Genomic DNA, 18,881 nt, shown 5'->3' with positions numbered 1-18,881 from the left:
ACCCTGTCAGGCACCGCCCCCAAATTTTTACTTCCTGATAGCAAAATAGGGCACAGCAACCTGCTGGCCGTTTATGACCATCGAAATGTAGCCTTCCGCTTTGGAGGTATCGACCTCTTCTACTTTCAGCACACGTGACTGCATCAGCAGATCGCCCTGCTCATTGGCACCGATACCGGCTTTGCCGTTGTGCAGGGTAAAACGCTGAACGGCGCGGTGAGCGTTATCGCCAGATGGCTGTTTGACTTCCGCCATTTTGCTGTCGAAACGAGCACAGGAACCGGTCAGAAAACGATCTTTCGCGGTGGACTTCATCAGTACGCCAGCAGACGCTAACCAGCCTGCCAGTTTGACGTAGACGCGAACGTCGGTGTCATGCGGTGTCTCAATCATCACATCAACGATCGGACTGGCGCCTTCCGCGTGCCAGCTCGCTTCAAACTTATGCGTTTTACGCTGCAGGTTGATGATCGCCTTGCCACCGGTGGAGATGCCATCGACCACCTTCTCCAGCGTATTTTTACCGGTGCCATTGCTGAAACCGGCCTGACCGAAGATCTCGACTTCCCAGTTATCCCCCACTTCGGGGCTGTAGATATTGCCGAGTTCGTACCACTTTTCCTGGTTGGTGTTGTTCACCAGACGGAAACGTGAGGTCAGGTAGTTGTACTTCATGCTGCCATCAACGGCGACGCCATAGGATTCAACGCGCGTTGACCCCTGCTCGAAGGCGCTCAGCCAGGCACCGTCGGCGCGTGAGTTATCAATCCAGCTCCCGGCCTGCAGATTAGTCTGGCGCATGTTCAGTCGTGAGTTGTGCGCAATCAGCGGGTTTTTGCAGGTCTCCAGGCTCAGCGCATCGATAATCCACTGGCCGTTGGAGATATTGCCCGGATTCTCCGAGTGTTCAATCCAGCCGTTATGGATCAGCGACTGGCTGCAGCGATCGAGGTTCAGCACCATGCCTTTTGAACAGTGCTGCGCGTTAAAGTTGGACAGCTCGATAGCCGTGCTGTGATCCCACTTGCCGGTCTTCTGACCTGACCAGACTGACTTGATCACATCGCCGGTACACTTGCTGGCGTACCATTGATCGATCTTACAGTCGAGGGTATCCATCAGGCTCAGTGCGGTGCCACCCAGCGCATTGAAGCGCAGACAGGCCCCGCGGAAGAACTGGCCGCCCGGACATTTATTATCAAAGAAGCCCTGCTCATTCGGGCGGCCGTCGGTCTGGCCATTAACAATCAGGTTGCTAATTTCCACCCATCGGGCGTTGACCTGGAAAATGAAATCAGACTTGCCGTCTGAGATAATGGTGGTCGCCGGGAAGTAACCGAAGTTGACCATTGCCCCGGAGATACGGAAGAAGCGGGTTGTCTCTTTCGCAAAATTACAGCCGCTGACGAAGAAGGTTCCCGCCGGGAACTGCACACAAATCTGCTGGTTAGACTTCTGAGACCACTCATACATTGCCCGGATAGCCGGTGCAGCATCGGTCTTACCGTCATCAATGGCACCGAAATCAAACAGGGTCAGATGGTTAAAGTCCTGTACCACACGACGCCAGTGGAAATCAGCCCCTGAGAAGATCACACCGCCATCGTCCGGCGCGGCGCTGAGGCTGCCGACAAATTCGCCGCCACCCTCTTCCTGACCGTCGTGCCAGCTGCTGAGCTTCACCTTCGCACCTTCAAAAAGTGGGCGGGTCTGGCGTAATTCAGCGACCGAACCAATTTCACCAATCAGCTGATAGCCTGCGGGCTGCGCGAGGCGCTGACTGAAGTTATTGGCCCCCGGACGGCTGACGTCCGGAATGTTGAACAGCACGTGGCCATTGTCATCCACCACCGCCATTGAGTGGGCCGGATTGGCGATCAACGCAGCGTTATCTGAGATAAAATGCTGGAAATTACCCCGGTTCAGCGTCACCGGCTGTTCAATTTTCGATAACTTACCGCTGGCGTTACGCAGGAACAGATCGGTCAGGTTACCCGGTCGGGTTGGGTCTGTACCGGCCTTGCCGATATAGAGTTTGCCGTTGAAATTCTTCCAGAAACGATCCGGCATGGTATAGATATTTTCCGGTGTCAGGATCGGCACATCTTCCTTTGGTATATCACCCGCATTGACGTCCGTCAGTGAAACGGAAGCATTCTTTTTCGCGGCCTGGCTGGAAAACGAACTCACAGAAAGGGCTGCAAGAATCGATGAGAACCCGGTAATTAATTCTCTTCTTTTCATTCATGTAATCCCATAGTCATTAGTGTGGCGTGAATGTGTTTCCAGAGGATTAATTTTTTAAACAAGCGAGAGCCAGGTTTCTTTGATGACCTTGCCGTCAAATTTCAGGGCTGTGGTTTTAGTTTTTTCGCTCATGGCGTGGAACAGCTCATCGTTGTGCGCGAGCTGGTTCATTTTTTCGATAAAGCTGGCGCGATCGTTCATTGCCACCAGGAAACCATCTTCGTTGTTGTTGATGATCTCCTGCGGGCCGGTCGGGCAGTCATAGGCTACCACCGGTAACGACCATGATTTCGCTTCAAGCAGGACCAGCGGCAACCCTTCATAACGAGAGGTCATCAGGGCCATATCACTGTCGCGATAATAGTCGTTGATGTTGGAAACTCGCCCGACGAAGGACACGCTGTCCGAGATATTCAGCGAAGCGGCTTTAGCAATCAGCTCATCTTTCAGCTCGCCGTCACCGGCAATCGCCAGCTTCCATTGTGGATTGGTGGCCTGGAACCCCTGCCAGACATCCAGCAGAAGGTCGAAACCTTTCTGGAAGTCGAGACGGCCCACGGCCAGCGCCTGATAATTACGCTGAGTACGCTGGAAATTTTTGTACACCACCGGGTTGGGGATAGTTTTACTTGGCATGCCCCACTGCGTGAACACCGAGTCATCTTTGTCGGTCAGAACGATGACGCGGTCGTAATAGCGCAGAAAGAGATATTTGAGGAACTTAATTGGTTTGCTGAAGGAGTTGATCGCAATGTGCTCGCAGGCGTAGGTTTTCGCCTTTTTCTTTTTCAGCGACAGCAGGCTGTGCAGCGCAAACATCACGCTCAGACGCCCCATGCTGATCAGAAAAACAGCGTCAAAACCTTGCTGATTAATCTGCTTTACGGCACTGCGGATCGGATTGCTGTCACCGGCAAAACTGACAATCTGTTTCACCTTTTCGAACGGGTAAAACGGCTTGCCTGAGCCTTCCAGTGAATAGACCGTCACTTCATGTTCATCGCCCAGACACTCGGACATGAAGTTACAAATGTTCTCGGTTCCGGCATAGGAATAGGCGTCTTTAATCACCAGCACTATCTTTTTCATCGCGGACTCGCCACCTCAATCACTTCAATGTTAAAAACCTGCGCTACCGGGCAAACAGTGCCAGCGGTCAGCCCAGGCTACGGCGTTTGTCATTGCAAGACTGAAACGTTTCAAGCCGGCAGGTTATCTGTGCTTCAACGTGAACAGAACCCCGTTAACCATGTACCAGAGATAATAGTAATACACTTTCAGAGGATTGTTTTTATAGATAAATCTTAATAAATCGAGATGCCACTTCGCCGCTTTATTTTTATTGCGCGACAGGGAATCACCCAGCTCATAATAAATAACCAGGTTTCGGTCAATAACCCGGGCCTGTTTGTACTGATCGAATAATTCATAGAGAAAAAGGAAGTCTTCGTGGCCCTTTTTCTGAAAGAAAATCTGGCGGGCCGGACGACGGTAGCAGACGGAAGAGAAGCAGATACGGAACTGCTTTTTCACAAAGTTCTCTTTCATCAGATAAGGTTTGCCGTAGGTGACGTCATAGGCTTTGGTACGCGATTTATAGCCGTAATGAGAGATCACCAGGTCGTCACCGGCGGCCAGCGCCTGCACCTGTAGCATCAGCTTGTCTTTTTCCCACTCATCATCGCTGTCAAGGAAGGCAATAAACTCCTCGGTCGCGGCCTTCAGCCCCACGTTGCGGGTTTCTGCGGCACCAAGGTTCACCTCGTTGCTGAGAATGGTGATACGCGGATCGCGGCAGTGTTCCTGCACGAAGGCCAGCGAATCGTCGGTTGATTTATCGTTTATCAGATATATCCGCCAGCCCGTCCAGGTTTGATCAAGTACCGACTGTACCGCGCGTAAAACTGTGTTACGGGCGTTATACATAGGGATGACAATGCCTACTGTGCCGATTTGATTATTCATCTGAAATCCTGCATGTGAATCGTGGAAGACCAAAATTGGGAATAAAAAAGGCCAGATTACCTGGCCAGTGACTCAAAAAATTCGGAAGAGCGGCGCAATACTGTAACCGTCTATCGACTGAACGGAGAGGATAGTGTTGTACGCCAGGTAATAGGTCGTCATGGCGAACAGCAAACCGAAGTTGAGCAGCGGGTTTCTGATGCGCAGCATGAGAAACGACAGCAGCAGCGGTTCCGTGTGCAGGAACAGGTTACCCACCCTTCCTCCGAGAATTGAGAAGTCGGAGAAGACGATACGCACGGCCGCACCGGCAGAATACGCAATGAGCAGCATGTACGCCAGCCGGTCTTTGGGTTCGATTGGCTTGTTAAAATAGACCACAGTGAAGAACATAATAAACGCTATATTCTTCAGGTTAGCCAGACCGAACACCGGTGACGCCACGTCAAAGGTGGTCCCGCTGTAGCCCATTGCCCTGTCACCGATTGCCGGGACTATCCCCAACGAATCAAGGAACAGCTTTTTGCCGCCGATCAGTCCAAGTGGAATAGCCGCAATTACCATCGCAATACCGAAGTACTTGCGCTCTTTCAGGAACAGGAATGGCGTCACCATCAACACGGCATAACCGGTAGAGTGTGACTGGCTGCTCAGCACAAGGAAGATGACCGCCAGCAGGTATTTTCTGCCCGCCGCGGTACAGATACAGGCCACGGCAAAGGCACTCGACAGACCAAAACGGATCTGGTTCATGTCTTTGTTGATAAACAGGTGCGCGGAGTAGAGACACAGCGAGCACAGAATCAACGGCGAATATTTTTTATAGATAAAGGCGTTGGTAGTTACCGCAATAAAAGCCACAAACAGCAGGAAATAGTAGCTGTTATGCGTAAACCAACCCAGCACCCAGGCCAGAATCATGAACAGGTTTTCGTAGCGATAGACATCCGCTACCGTTGAGTACCCTTCCATGCTGGTCTGTCGTGAAAAGTCATGGAAGAACCCAAGATACTGCCAGTCATCTATCCCTGAGCCCGGCCCACGCATCCCGGCGAACAGGATCAGAACCACGGTTCCTATAAAGAAAAAATAGGTAATGACACGTTGGGTTTTCGGCTGTGCTGACTGGTTAATGGTGGCCAGTTCAAAAAGACAAAAAACGAGCAGTGTGTAGCTTATTATCCAGTATATGGCCATTCTTATCCCCACAAGGCTAGTTTTCCGGGACGAAAACTAACGCTATTTACCACCTAATCGCTCTCTGACCTTATCCTTGAGACGATTGATAAAGTAGGTGCGGTTATCTTTATTTGTTAAGAAGAAATAACGGATAAAACTGACGCTGGCCTGCAGTGATTTTCCATCCATTTTATAGCGCAACGGCAGTTTATACGCTTTGTAGGTGTTGATATCGCGCTGCGTCAGGTGAGGCTTCATCTTATCAAGCCAGAAGAAGGAGTATTTCACCGACTCGCCTTTGTGTTTGGAGCCAAACGAGGAAACCAGGTGATAGTTTGCCAGCGGCTGAGCAATCATCACAAACTCGTAGCCTTTTTTATCTGCCCGGATACAGAAGTCATAGTCCTGATGACGGATATATTGCGGATCGAATTTGATGTCTTCCGCATATTCCCGCTTCAGTACAATGGTGCTGGTCTGGATAAAGCCGTAGCAGCCAAACAGATACTCGGCCACGGTTTCATTGCGTGCGACCGGCTGCATCGGCATCACCTTCAGGAATTTGCCATCCTGAATGATATTGACCTGGCTGAAAATGATGGTTTTCTGTTTACCCTGCGCTTCCAGCTCACGAATGGTTTTCAGTGATTCCGCCAGCTTGTCCTTGTGCCACTCATCGTCAGCATCCAGGAAGCAGATATAGTCCCCTGTCGCCAGATCGATCCCTTTATTACGGGCAGCAGAACCAAACAACTTCTCCTGTGAAAGCACCAGCTGGATCTTCAGCTGGCTGTAATTTTTCACCACTTCGGCAAGCTGTTCAGCATCAGCGGACTTATCGTCAATGATGATCACTTCAAAATTCTGATAAGTCTGCGCGGCCACACAATCCAGCGTGGTCACAATAGAGTCGGATGCATTGTATGCAGGAATAACAATCGAGAAGAAAATATCCTTCATTACCAGCTACCTTTTTTACGTCCAGTTGAAACGGCCTGGAACACTCAAAACCGCAGAAAAGTCAGCCAGGAACTCTTCACGTAAGGCGAAAGGTTCCCGCCTGTTTAGTTAGCTTTTTGCATTCTGCTTGTAGTTGTAATCGTAATAGTCATAACCGTAGCCATAGGCATTGGCTGCTTTACGCACCACGGCGTTCAGGATAACGCCTTTCACTTCGATACCATTCTGAGCAAAGCGGCGATAGCTGAACTCAACCTCACGCAGGGTGTTAGTCTCGAAGCGAGCCACCATCAGTGAGGTTCCCGCCAGCTTGCCGATAATGGAGGCGTCCGTTACCGCCAGGATTGGTGGCGTATCGATCAACACCAAATCGTAGTTTTTGCTCGCCCATTCCAGCAGCTCGCCCAGACGGCTGTGCATCAGCAGTTCGGATGGGTTCGGTGGAACCTGACCGCGTGGGATAAAGTCGAAGCCGTACGGCCCGCTCTGAATCATCTCAGTGCTGAAAGTTTTTTTACCGGACAGCACGTCGGACAGACCGGTTTTATTCGCGGCACCCAGCAGCTCATGGGTATAACCACGGCGCATGTCACCATCGATAAACAGCACTTTCTGATCGGCTTTCGCCACCAGCGTCGCCAGGTTGGAACAGATAAAGGTTTTACCAATCCCCGGGCTGGCACCGGTAATCATCAGAATGTTGTTTTTCGCTTCCATCATCGCGAAGTGCAGGCTGGTACGCAGACTGCGAATAGCTTCGATAGACAGGTCAGTTGGGTTACCCAATGCCAGCAGCGAGTTATGCGGATCAACTTTTATCTGCGAACCACGGCGGGCCAGCGCTTCAGCATCACGCTTACGCTGCCATTCGGACAGAGGGACGCTGGCGTAGACGTTGATGCCACGCTCTTCCAGCTGATCCGGACGGTCGATGCCGTGGTGGAACAGCGCTTTCAGCAGGATATAACCCACCGACACCACGCCACCCAGAATCATGCTGGCCAGGATCACCAGCAGCTTTTTCGGTGCGACCGGAGCAGCAGCTGTCTCAGCATGGTCAACGATGCGCACATCGCCCACGGTACTGGCTTTACTGATGTTCAGTTCCTGCTGACGGTTCAGCAGCTGCATGTAAATTTCCTGACCGGACTGAACGTCACGGGTCAGACGCACGATTTCCTGCTGAGTAGCTGGCATCTGACCAATTTTCTGATTCAGACGTTTCTGCTCATCTTCCAGCGTCTGGCGTTTTTCCAGCAGCGCCCGGTAGGTGGGGTGATCTTTCTTGAACAACTGCGACACTTCCGCTTCACGGAAGGTCAGTTCGTTCAGCTGGCTCTGGATGCTGACTGAAGAGTCCAGCGCAGATTTCGCTTCCAGTGACATATCCACGGAATCATTCTGACGACGATAGGCGTTCAGCTTATCTTCTGCGGCATCCAGTTTGGAGCGCACATCCGGCAGCTGCTTCTTCAGGAACACCAGGCTTTTTTGGGCTTCAGCCGATTTACGGTCAATGTTCTGGTCAACGTAGTTGTTGATAATCTGATTCAGCACGGTGCTGATCTGCACCGGATCTTCACCCAGATAGGTCAGGCCCAGTACACCGGTGTCTTTTCCTTTATCGGCAACAGTCAGGTTATTGGTCACCATACTGATAGCCTGCAGCTGGGTCAGTTTGGTCACGGTGAAATCCGTACCCGGATCGGCCTGCTGAATGCTGTTAACCTTCATGGTCACACCATTGTGGTTTTCCAGCTGCCCGACTTTACCTTTGAACAATTCATTACCATCTTTGCTGACGGTATAACTGTCCGGTCCGGTAACTTCCAGCTGCATAACCGGCTTTTCCCAGCTGACCGGGATACTCAGTTGTGAAACGGACACCTGACCCGGTTTGTTACCCATCAGACGGGACAGGCCCTTACCGATGACCGGCAGATAGTTCTGCTGCACCAGCGCATCCAGGCCCAGGTCCTGCACAGTTTTGCCAATAACCAGACGGGAGGTCACGATTTCCACTTCTGTCGCAGACATCGGCTGCGCGTTCGGCATCATCTGGCTAAGGTCATTCAGCACGGTATTGGCGTTTTTGTCTTCCACCTGCACCATCGCATCCGAACTGTAAATCGGCGTGGCGAACAGAACGTACAGGGTGCCGAGCAGCATAAACAGAGCCGTAACAGCAACAATTACCCAACGATGATCAACAAGCTGTCCCACGAGATGCGCCAGGTCCCATCCGGATGAGTCCTCTTGCGACGCTGACGGTGCCTTACTTTTTATATTCATGGATAATCCCAACTATCGGCTTAATGCGTTGACCCATTTCTGGGCAGCGTTTTCGAGTAATCCGTACGTGGCTTCATAGGCATCGCGGCTTTTCTTGTAGGGATCCGCTATTTCCTGTTGGTTGAGCCAGTGGCCAAATAACATGGTCTTGCCACGAACGGAGGGGTTGATGCGGTTAACCAGATCGACATGTTTTTTTTCCATTACCAGGAGCAGATCGTAATCCCGGCACATGCCTGAGGTCAGCTGGCGGGCGATATGCCCATCCAGCGAGAGCCCGTGTTCACTGGCAACGCTGCTTGCGGTGTCGTCAGCCGCGTGACCCACCACGGCACTCAATCCGGCTGAGGCGATGTCCTTGCCTGGCAGAGCCGTTTTGAGCATCCGCTCCGCGGTAGGAGAGCGGCAGATATTGCCGACGCAGACCACTAAGATTGAATTAATCATAATGTTCTCCGGTGGTTACCAGTTATGAATAATCTGGGCGTTTTCGCTGGCGTTGTAGATACCGGTGATGGTTGGGACCAGCTGAGAAACGACACGGTTCCAGCGTGCCAGAGGCGTCGCCGTCACGTAGACGATGTCATACGGCTGCAGCTGGAACTCTGAGCCCATGACCATGGCCGATGCGTCTTTGACGTTCAGCTGGTAAATGTTGGCAATCTTCTTACGGTTCGGTCCTTTGGTCGGACGAATAACGAACACGCCGGTCGCATCCGCCACGGCCTGGTCCATACCCTGCGCGTTACCCAGTGCTTCAGCCAGTGTCATACCGGCGCGGTCCATCTTCAGCGTCGCCTGCTGTTTTACTTCGCCCATCACGAACACTTTCAGGTCGTCGTTACGCGGAATATAGAGAATGTCGCTTGGGTACAGCAGGTGGTTCTGCGACAGATCGCCGTTCTGCATCAGAGCCTGTAAGGAGATTGGAATTTCGCGACCATTATGGGTCAGCACCACATTACGCCAGTCGGCGTTAGCAGTCAGGCCGCCCGCGGCGTTAACCGCATCAAGGATAGTCAGCGGCACGTTGGTTATTGGCTGCTGGCCGGAGGTGGTCACTTCGCCCGTCACGTAAGCTTTCTGTGACTTAAAGGAAGCCACGCTGACGTCAACCTGAGGGCTTTCGATGTACTGTGCCAGACGATTAGCAATCTCGTTACGCACTTCCTGAACGGTACGCCCTGCCACGCGAACACGGCCGATGTACGGATAGAAAATGGTGCCATCGGAGTGGACCCAGTTACCCGTATCGCTGGCGCTACGGTACTGACCTGCCGGGGTGGTTAATTCCGGGTGATCCCAGACGGTCACGGTCAGTACGTCGCCGATACCAATCCGGTATTCGTAGCTCTGCAGCTCGGTTTGCAGCTCAGGGTTAGGCTGGGCCACAACGGGTTTTGGTTTCAGTTGCTCAACCAGGCCTGGGGTGAGTGGAAAGACGTTGACGTACTTATCGATATCGAAATCGCTATCCTGCTGCTTGATAACATCTTTTCCGCTGGTCGAAATCGTTGAGCCAGGCACCACGGTACAGCCGGAAAGCAGGGTAGCCGTTATCAACAAGGGTAATACTTTCGTTTTGATTGTAATCATCTATATCATCGCTATCAGTAATTTGATTGATAGTGGCGAATCCGCCGCTGTGTAGCGTCATGCAAAAGTAATAAGGTGAATCACTTGATCAGGCACTGTAACTGTCGGTCATTATCTTAAACTCCCTATCCTTTTTTATGCCTTGCCGGTTTGATTAAAGCCGACGCTTAACATTCGTCAAAAAAAAGTTTGTTTAGCACGCAAGTCAATGACAGTTAACAGTCAATAGACGCCAGCACTGCCGGTACATCAGCACCGGCAGGACAGAAAAACGCTTCTGTCAGTAAGCGCCATCGCGCTTCAAAACTACCCCAACCGTTTTGAACAGGATGGCGATATCGTTCCACAGTGACCAGTTTTTCACATACCAGGAGTCAAAGTAGACGCGAGTTTCGTAATCCACATCATTACGGCCACTGACCTGCCACAGGCCAGTCATACCCGGTTTAGCCATGAAGTAGTAATCCACATCACCGGCATAACGCTCCAGCTCATCTTCAATCACCGGACGCGGACCGACCAGGCTCATCTCGCCGCGCACCACATTCCATAGCTGTGGCAACTCGTCGAGACTGGTTTTTCGGATAAAGTGACCAATACGTGTAATACGCGGGTCGTTTTTCAGTTTGAAATCTTTGTCCCACTCCGCCCGGGCAACCGGGTCGGTACGCAGAACTTCTTCCAACACTTCTTTCGAGTTCACAACCATCGAGCGGAACTTCAGGCATTTAAACTTGCGCCCGTTCAGCCCCACACGTTCGTGACCATAAATTGGGTTACCGCCGTCGCGGGCGACCATAAAGATCAGTACCGCCAGCGCAGGCATCAGCATGATGATAATCCCCAGTGCGCCGACAATATCAAACGCCCTTTTGACAAAGCGTGAAGTCCGCTTGGCAAGATTGTTGCTGACCCGCAGGATCATCACTTCATGGCTGAAAATATATGCCATATCCGTGCCATAAAGCGGAACGCCGCGTAATGAAGGTATCACGGAAACGGAGCGGCAGTTATGTTTAGCCAGATTCTTCAGCCACAGATCGCGGTGATGGCTCTGTTCAAATTCAACCGCAACGATAAATTGCGTGTCGCCGTTAACCATCTGCCATAAGGCGTCTTCTTCACGGATCACCGGAATACCGAACAGGGCAGGAGCAGGAGTAGTACCATCCACATCGTAGAATGCCACCACGTCAAAGCCCATCACCTCTTCACTCTGCAGCGCCATATAGGCTTCTTCCGCATTTTTACCGCTGCCGATAATGATCGACTGACGCTTCCACAGACCATAATGATTCAGCAGGCGTTTGATCACCGCACGGCCAACCGGAATAAATACCAGTGCCAGTAACCAGGTCAGGATCCAAATCCATCGGGAAAGTTCCCATTTAGATAAAGCGGTAATTGACAAATCGATAACGGAAAAAATCAGGACACTTCTGAATATTTCCTTAAGCTCAAACCAGAATGGTTTGCGATAGGTATAGTGGCGCAGGCGAACCCAGAACCAGCCGATACAAATCACAGAGAGGATAATATGTGTAGCAATTTTCAAATGCAGATCTTGTGCAGGAATATCATCAAGCAAATTACCTGGTAATGCATTCATCAATAAGATTGCAATAAACAAAGAGGCATTAAAAAAAATCAGGTCTGAAAGTGCCAGTGACAGTTTAATTAACAGCCCTTTAAAGGTGAATTCTATATCGCGCATAGTTAACTCTTAATTTTTTCTTCGGAAGCCTGTGATTTATTAATTTCCACCGCTGAAAATAATTGCGTGTTTTCTCATCACGTCATTTATTACACAGGAAACGTATTTGGGAGTCGTGCTAAAAGGTCATCGTAACTGGCGGTGCGGCGTGAAATTAGACATGTAAAATCAACAACAAAGAGGGTGAAAAATGCAGCGAAACGGACCAGACCCGCCCTTTCGTGACACGCTACCGCCCCTGGCTTGTAGCTGCCAATGTGCTGTAACGCGCTTTCACCTTGTTGCTTTTATCCTGTCCTCTCCGATCGGCAGGCTCATGCATTAGCCATCTTACGCATCCTGCAACCGGACGAAAAAGACGCGCCTTGCTAATCGTTACATTAACGCAGACATTTACTAACACGTTGCTATACTAGTTATTACTGGCCTGTTTACAAGAGTCTGCCCGCACCCGCACTGTCTTTTAGGATTAAGACTACCTTTCGCTCCAGTCTATACCGTGCATTTCATCTTTTGCCTCCGGATAAAATTCAGAATAATTCGATCTAAAAATAAGAATAATCCTGAACGCTTCGTCTTCACGCTATAAGTATCCCTCAGTTCACAGCTCTGACCTATGCGAATTGTCCTGAAAATAAAACGGCGGATATTCCCCAGATTTATCCTGGTAATTTCAAATGATGATAATCCCGTGGCTGGCGATAATCTGAGCCTGGGTCAGCCCGCACGGCTATTATTTGTTGAATCGCGCTGCGTTCACTATCATCATGAGCATTCCTGTAACCTGTAGTGGTGAGCGTGTGATGTTCGAATGGATCGCCGATCCGTCAATCTGGGCTGGGCTGGTCACCCTGATCGTGTTAGAGCTGGTGCTGGGCATTGATAACCTTGTGTTCATTGCCATTCTGGCAGAGAAACTTCCCCCCTCGCAGCGCGACCGGGCCAGGATAACGGGTCTGATGCTGGCGCTGGTCATGCGTCTGCTGCTGCTGGCTTCTATCTCCTGGCTCTCTTCCTTAACCTCTCCCCTCTTCACACTGGCTGGGCACCCTTTCAGTGCACGTGACCTGATCATGCTGGTTGGCGGCGTGTTTCTGCTGTTCAAGGCCACCATGGAACTGAACGAACGGCTGGAAGGAAAGGACGAGGATGAAAATCCACAAAAGCGTGGTGCTAAATTCTGGCCGGTAGTCGCGCAAATAGTGGTCCTGGACGCGGTGTTCTCGCTGGACTCGGTAATTACTGCGGTTGGGATGGTGGATAACCTTGCGGTGATGATGGCAGCGGTGATTGCCGCCATCCTGCTGATGCTGCTGGCCAGCAAGGCGCTGACCCGATTTGTTAACGAACACCCGACGATTGTGATCCTCTGCCTCAGTTTCCTGCTGATGATTGGCTTCAGCCTGGTGGCGGATGGCTTTGGCTACCATATTCCGAAAGGCTATCTCTACGCCGCGATCGGTTTCTCGGTGATTATCGAGGCACTTAATCAGCTGGCGCAGTTTAACCGCAGGCGTTTTCTCTCGGCGAAGTCGCCCCTGCGTAAGCGCACTGCCGAAGCCGTGCTGCGCTTACTGCGCGGCAGCCATGAACAGGCAGAGCTGGATGCTGAAACCTCCTCGCTGGTAGCTGACAACGCAGAGGATCGCGCGATCTTCAATAAGCAGGAGCGGATGATGATTGCCCGGGTGCTGAGGATGGGACAGCGCACCGTCAGCAGCATCATGACTTCGCGTCACGATATTGAGCACATTGACCTGAGTGAATCGCCGGAGAAAATCATGGCGCTGCTCGACAACAACCAGCACACGCGACTGGTGGTGACGGAGAACAGCGACGATCCTCTTGGCGTGGTGCACGTGATCGATCTGCTGAAGCAGGCGCTGCATGGCGACAGCCTGGATATCCGTGCACTGATCCGCCAGCCCCTGGTCTTTCCGGAGCAGCTCACTCTGCTCCCTGCCCTTGAACAGTTCCGCACAGCCCGCACCCATTTTGCTTTTGTGGTGGATGAGTTTGGCTCGGTGGAAGGGGTAGTGACATTAAGTGACGTGATGGAGACGATTGCCGGTAATCTGCCCAACGAAGGAGAAGCGATCGATCCGCGCTATGACATTCAGCAAAATGTTGATGGCAGCTGGACAGCGAACGGGCATATGCCTCTGGAAGATTTGGTAATGTACGTTGAACTGCCGCTGGATGAGAAACGCGAATTCCACACGCTGGCCGGTCTGCTGATGGAGCATATGCAGCGGGTGCCGCAGGAAGGAGAAGAGATTCAGGTCGGCGAGTACCTGTTCCGTACTCTGCAGGTGGAGAGTCACCGTGTGCAGAAGGTGCAGATTATTCCACTGAAGGTGGAAGAACCGGATTACGAAGTTTAAAAAAGTCGCTGTTAAGGATATCAGCGACTCTTTTTCTTACGGTTATAAATCCTTGATCAGCTTCTGCACCGAACTGTTCTTGTCGCTGCTCTGATTACGGTCCGACCACTGCTTCAGCCGTTTCTTCGCTTCGTCCTGCAATTGCTGACGCAGAACCTGATCGACCTGCAGCGAGTAGTTCAGCGACGACCACGGACCGTAGATCCTCAGCGGCACCGGCGTTTGCTGCAATCGGCTTACCAGTGCATCATCGCCCTGCCAGCCTTTGGTCACCGTCACGCCAAAGGTAATATCCGCCTGCTGATCCACCAGGTTCACACCGCCCTTCCCGCTGTAGTCCAGCATTGAGGAGTGCCCCTGCAAATCACCAAACGTCAGTTGGCCGTTGTTGAGCTTCGCGCTGCCTTTAATCTGCTGCAGATTGCTGCCATCTTCCGTTTTCGACGGACCACGAACCCGGCTGCTGTTACGTTCAACTGCGCGCTGGATCATCTGCTGGAAGTTCAGACCGGCCATCTGCGCATTGTTCAGACTCAGCTCTGCACTCCCCTGCCAGGCGCGCTTGAATGACGGTACCGTCAGGCCGGTCCCGGTGAAATTACCGGTCAGCGACAGATCGCCACTTAAGGATTGCGGCATATCAAAGGCCTTCAACAGCGGCGCAACAGCAATATTCTGCAGTGAGGGTTGAAGAGCAACCTGCGTTTGCGGGCTGCGAATATTCACCGTGCCCGGCAGCGAGAAAGTCCCGTTACCGGCTTTACCGCTCAGCGTGGCTAACTTCAGCAGACCATCAGTACTGCTGGCATTCAGCGCCACCTGGTCAAAGTCCATCCCGCGCCAGCGCATCTTGTCAACCGCCAGCGCCAGACTTCCGTCCAGCGCATTCAGCGGCGAATCGGCATTGTCATGCTCCGTCGGCTGTGAAATCACCGGTCCCGGGCCGGAGCGTTGTGCCTCCACGCCTTGCGTGTCGCTGACGTTCGCGGTTTCCAGCCCCAGCAGCGAATCCATATTCAGCATTGCCGAGTGCAGAGCAATCTTCAGTTGTGGCCGCCCGGCCAGCGTGCCGCTTGCGCTGCCTTCAAGCTGGCTGTCATTGGCGCTGACCGCCATCTCTTTCAGGCTGAAGGCCTGGTTATCACCCCGCCAGTCGGCCTGCATTTTCGCCTGCCCCTTCAGCCCCTCGGTGGGCAAATCGGCCCCGGTCAATTGGTAATCCAGCTGGTTAATCATCGCAGAAAGGTGCTGTGGATAACGGCTGAGATCCGCATCAGCATTGATACTGACCAGCAGTTCACGCTGATCGCGGCTGATACGGCTGCTCATTTCAATGTGTGCCTGCCGCCGCTGATTCTGCGAAAGCTGTAGGTTCAGATCGCGCACGTTAAGCTGCTCGCCGTTGCTCTGCTGCCAGATCAACAGGCTGTCAGCCACGCGCAGCTGGTCGATATCGAATTTCCAGCCGTGGCTGCTTTCCGGCGGAGCTGAATCAGCAGGCCCGACCGGCGCATTGGCAGGGCTTTGTGCTTCGCTGTCTGGCGTCAGGCGGACCACCGCCCCTTTTAACATCACCTGTTTTACCGCCAGTTGATGGGAAAGCAGAGGAAGCAGCTTGACATCCAGCCGCATGTTGCTGGCGCTGACCAGCGGCTGCTGTGCACCCGGGGCGGTCAGGGTCATCTGGCCAGAGAGAATGCTGAGCTGCGGCCAGACGTGCCAGCGGAGATCGCCATTGAGCGCCAGGCGGTAACCGCTGCGCTGTTCAACCTGCTGGGTCATATAGGCGCGAAAATCATTGGGATTGACCAACAGCACCAGCGCAGTCATTCCGGCCACAATTACCACCAGCAGAATCGCCAGCGTGGTAATGAATCTTCTCATGCCTTCCCCTTAATCAATCCTTATCAATCCTGCTGGCGTCCGCGCCCTGCTGTCCTTTGTACTTCGCGTCCTGACGACGGTTATAAGGACGGGCGGCAGGCCCGGAAAGCGGCTCAAAACTCAGCGCGCCAATCAGCATGCCCGGACGCAGCGCCAGCGGCAACTTACCTGAATTATAGAACTCCAGCACAATCCGGCCCTGCCAGCCCGGATCAATGCGGTGCGCGGTAACGTGAACCATCAGTCCCAGACGGGCCAGCGACGATCGCCCATCCAGCCAGCCAACAAGGTTATCGGGCAGCGTAACGGACTCCAGCGTCACGGCCAGCGCCAGTTCTCCCGGGTGCAGGAAAAAGGCCTCGCCTTCGGCCAGCACAATCTCATCGCTCATCACGCGATCCAGCGCGGCGCTGACTTCATCCTTCGGGCCACTCAGGTCAATAAAGGCCGCAGTATGACCGCGGAAGGTTCTGAACAGGTTGCCCAGACGCACGTCAACAGTCGCGCCATTGATTCGTTCAACCGGCGGACGAGGGGAAATCTCCAGCTGACCATTATCCAGCCAGGCTTCAATATCGCGGTCGCATAATCTCATCGGGGGTACTCCATAAAAGTCAAAGTGAGCTATCCGGCTCTGCACCACTGCACATCCTGTACAGGGACCGGCAACCTCTCAGCGGCTACCGGAGTCAGCCGGGCTATTCGAAGAACTGATTGATTTTCGCCTTGAGAATATCAATCGCAATGCGGTTTTTACCGCCGCGAGGCACGATGATGTCGGCGTACTGTTTGGAAGGTTCAATAAACTGTAAGAACATCGGGCGGACGGTCTTCTGGTACTGAGCCATTACCGAATCCATTGAGCGGCCTCGCTCGTTAACGTCCCGCTTCATGCGGCGCATCAGGCAAATATCCAGTGGCGTGTCGACAAAAATAGAGAAATTCATTTCCTGACGGAGGCGCGCATCGGTCAGCAGAAGGATCCCTTCCAGAATAATCACTTTTTTAGGCTTCAGCTGCAGAGTTTGCCCGGTACGGGTATGCTCAACATAGCTGTAAACTGGCAGATCAATCGGCTTCCCGGCTTTCAGCATCTGCAGGTGTTGCAGCAGCAGACTGTGATCCATCGCGCTGGGGTGATCGTAGTTAGTTTTTACCCGCTCATCCATAGTCAGGTGACTTTGATCTTTGTAATACGCATCCTCGGGGATGACACCAATATTTTCGTCGCCCACCCGCTCGCGTACTTCGCGATAGAGGGTACTGGCAATAAGACTTTTTCCCGAAGCTGAGGCGCCGGCAATACCTACGATGACGCACTGATGCGACTTATCAGTCATAAATTAAAGACCTGGTTACGGATTGTCAGAGACAATGGAGAGGATGAATTCGCGCGTAATTATAAGGATTTCGGGGGGTTGATGCCAGTGAAATGGAGTGAAAAAGCTTTTCAGACTTTACCGTTATACGCCCCTGCAGATGAAGGTTAAACTGATGTTAATGAGACTGACTTCACGTTTTTAGTCATAAGGAATTCTGGTGTCCTGGCATATTTTGACCTACTTCGGCGACAGCATGTTGCTTATCCCTACCGCGGTGATTATGGCTCTGCTGATCACCTGGAAAAACAGCGACCGCCGTGCCGTCTGGTACTGGGCGCTGGTTTTCTGCACCGCTGGCGCTATTGTCAGCCTGTCTAAAATTGCTTTCCTGGGTTTCGGCATCGGCAGCGCCCGCTTCAACTTTACCGGCTTCAGCGGCCATAGCGCGATGTCCGCCACCCTGTGGCCGGTGATGCTGTGGCTGATCAGCGGACGCCTCTCCAGTTTCTGGCGGTTCGTGGCCATTGGTATTGGCTACCTGATCCCTTTGATGGTGGGTGTTTCCCGCCTGATCCTCAACTATCACTCCAAAAGCGAAGTGATTACCGGTCTGATCCTCGGCTTTACTCTTAGTACTGCATTCCTGGTCAGCCAGCGCCGTTCGGAGTTGAAAGGCTTCTCCACCGGCCAGCTGTGCGTAGCGTTGCTGGTGCCGATTGTACTGATGGGCCACGGCCGGATTGCCACCACCCAACAATTTCTGCAACGCCTTTCGGTGCAGATTGCCGGCATCGACCATGCCTGGACGCGCTCCGAACTGCTGAATCTGCGTCAGTAAGCCCGCGCTTCGCGGCAGAACAGGTCGTCAATCGTCCGAATACAGGGGTAAATTGAATTACCACAAGCATTCCGGGGTGGTTATGTTAGCATGCCAAAAATAACTTGGATCGAGCTGACATAACCGTTGCCCTGCTGGATTTGTGAATGACGACTGAGACCTTTTTAGCCCCCGATCACACCTCTTCTCCGTGGGCCAACGCGATGATGTTTGGCGTACTCTCTTTCGCCTTGACGCTGTTCCGTGTTGAGTTAATAAAAGTCAGCGGACAGATTTCTCCTTTGTGGTTTTCCACCGCCCTGATGACCATTCTGGTCTTCCGCCAGCCCAATAAATTACTCCCCCTGCAGCTGGCCTGCTGCTCCGCGCTTTACTGGACCGAAAAACTCCGCTGGACTCGCTGCTGAGCTGGAGCAAAATGTTTGTAGTGATGTTATGGACGCCCCTCCCTGAAGTAGCCAGTGCCATACTCTATTGACTGCAATTAATTCAGGAGTGAT

At 52.5% G+C, this 18,881-nt stretch carries 15 protein-coding genes; 3 read left to right on the top strand and 12 right to left on the bottom strand.

From position 1 onward, the window contains the following. Positions 1-27: 27 nt before the first annotated feature. The 9 genes from AC3Y5R_RS18580 to wbaP all read right to left on the bottom strand — a co-directional run bounded on the left by AC3Y5R_RS18580 (position 28) and on the right by wbaP (position 11,953). Positions 28-2,244 (bottom strand): phage tailspike protein, encoded by a 2,217-nt coding sequence (locus AC3Y5R_RS18580; RefSeq protein ID WP_489922550.1) that lies wholly within the window; start codon positions 2,242-2,244, stop codon positions 28-30. Between the two features lie 57 nt (positions 2,245-2,301). Then, positions 2,302-3,336: a glycosyltransferase gene (locus tag AC3Y5R_RS18575; RefSeq protein WP_489922549.1), complete on the bottom strand. Its 1,035-nt coding sequence runs from the start codon at positions 3,334-3,336 to the stop codon at positions 2,302-2,304. A 123-nt stretch (positions 3,337-3,459) separates the two neighbouring features. Continuing rightward, the gene (locus tag AC3Y5R_RS18570) at positions 3,460-4,212 is read right to left on the bottom strand and encodes a glycosyltransferase family 2 protein (protein WP_489922548.1); all 753 of its coding nucleotides are present in this window, start codon (positions 4,210-4,212) and stop codon (positions 3,460-3,462) included. 72 nt (positions 4,213-4,284) lie between these two features. After that, positions 4,285-5,409: an EpsG family protein gene (locus tag AC3Y5R_RS18565; protein WP_489922547.1), complete on the bottom strand. Its 1,125-nt coding sequence runs from the start codon at positions 5,407-5,409 to the stop codon at positions 4,285-4,287. A gap of 42 nt (positions 5,410-5,451) precedes the next feature. After that, entirely contained in the window at positions 5,452-6,351 is a 900-nt protein-coding gene (locus AC3Y5R_RS18560) for a glycosyltransferase family 2 protein (RefSeq protein ID WP_489922546.1), read from the bottom strand. Between the two features lie 108 nt (positions 6,352-6,459). Further along, on the bottom strand, positions 6,460-8,643 hold the full coding sequence (gene wzc, locus AC3Y5R_RS18555) for a tyrosine-protein kinase Wzc (protein ID WP_489922545.1): 2,184 nt from the start codon (positions 8,641-8,643) through the stop codon (positions 6,460-6,462). Positions 8,644-8,655: 12 nt separating this feature from the next. Then, the gene (locus AC3Y5R_RS18550; RefSeq protein ID WP_489922544.1) at positions 8,656-9,090 is read right to left on the bottom strand and encodes an arsenate reductase/protein-tyrosine-phosphatase family protein; all 435 of its coding nucleotides are present in this window, start codon (positions 9,088-9,090) and stop codon (positions 8,656-8,658) included. Between the two features lie 15 nt (positions 9,091-9,105). Further along, positions 9,106-10,239: a polysaccharide export protein gene (locus AC3Y5R_RS18545; RefSeq protein ID WP_489922543.1), complete on the bottom strand. Its 1,134-nt coding sequence runs from the start codon at positions 10,237-10,239 to the stop codon at positions 9,106-9,108. A 280-nt stretch (positions 10,240-10,519) separates the two neighbouring features. Next, the gene (gene wbaP, locus AC3Y5R_RS18540; protein WP_489922542.1) at positions 10,520-11,953 is read right to left on the bottom strand and encodes an undecaprenyl-phosphate galactose phosphotransferase WbaP; all 1,434 of its coding nucleotides are present in this window, start codon (positions 11,951-11,953) and stop codon (positions 10,520-10,522) included. Positions 11,954-12,756: 803 nt separating this feature from the next. On the opposite strand from wbaP, the gene AC3Y5R_RS18535 reads away from it, so the two are divergent. Beyond that, the gene (locus tag AC3Y5R_RS18535; RefSeq protein ID WP_489922541.1) at positions 12,757-14,337 is read left to right on the top strand and encodes a TerC family protein; all 1,581 of its coding nucleotides are present in this window, start codon (positions 12,757-12,759) and stop codon (positions 14,335-14,337) included. A 42-nt stretch (positions 14,338-14,379) separates the two neighbouring features. Here the strand turns inward: AC3Y5R_RS18535 and asmA are convergent, their stop codons facing one another. The 3 genes from asmA to udk all read right to left on the bottom strand — a co-directional run bounded on the left by asmA (position 14,380) and on the right by udk (position 17,561). Continuing rightward, positions 14,380-16,221 (bottom strand): outer membrane assembly protein AsmA, encoded by a 1,842-nt coding sequence (gene asmA, locus AC3Y5R_RS18530; protein ID WP_489922540.1) that lies wholly within the window; start codon positions 16,219-16,221, stop codon positions 14,380-14,382. A gap of 13 nt (positions 16,222-16,234) precedes the next feature. Next, positions 16,235-16,816 carry a dCTP deaminase gene (gene dcd / locus AC3Y5R_RS18525; RefSeq protein WP_158783552.1) on the bottom strand — a complete coding sequence of 194 codons (582 nt, stop codon included), beginning with the start codon at positions 16,814-16,816 and terminating at the stop codon, positions 16,235-16,237. 103 nt (positions 16,817-16,919) lie between these two features. Next, complete coding sequence (udk, locus tag AC3Y5R_RS18520) at positions 16,920-17,561, bottom strand: uridine kinase (protein WP_158783553.1); 642 nt, start codon at positions 17,559-17,561, stop codon at positions 16,920-16,922. Between the two features lie 199 nt (positions 17,562-17,760). Here udk and AC3Y5R_RS18515 point away from each other — a divergent pair, with 199 nt between their 5' ends. Continuing rightward, positions 17,761-18,381, top strand: coding sequence for a phosphatase PAP2 family protein (locus AC3Y5R_RS18515; protein ID WP_489922539.1), 621 nt, complete (start codon positions 17,761-17,763; stop codon positions 18,379-18,381). A 146-nt stretch (positions 18,382-18,527) separates the two neighbouring features. After that, on the top strand, positions 18,528-18,788 hold the full coding sequence (locus AC3Y5R_RS18510) for a hypothetical protein (RefSeq protein WP_489922538.1): 261 nt from the start codon (positions 18,528-18,530) through the stop codon (positions 18,786-18,788). Positions 18,789-18,881: the final 93 nt, after the last annotated feature.

The sequence above is a fragment of the Erwinia sp. 009765445 genome (assembly GCF_058137865.1).
This window is presented reverse-complemented; position numbering and strand designations above follow the sequence as displayed.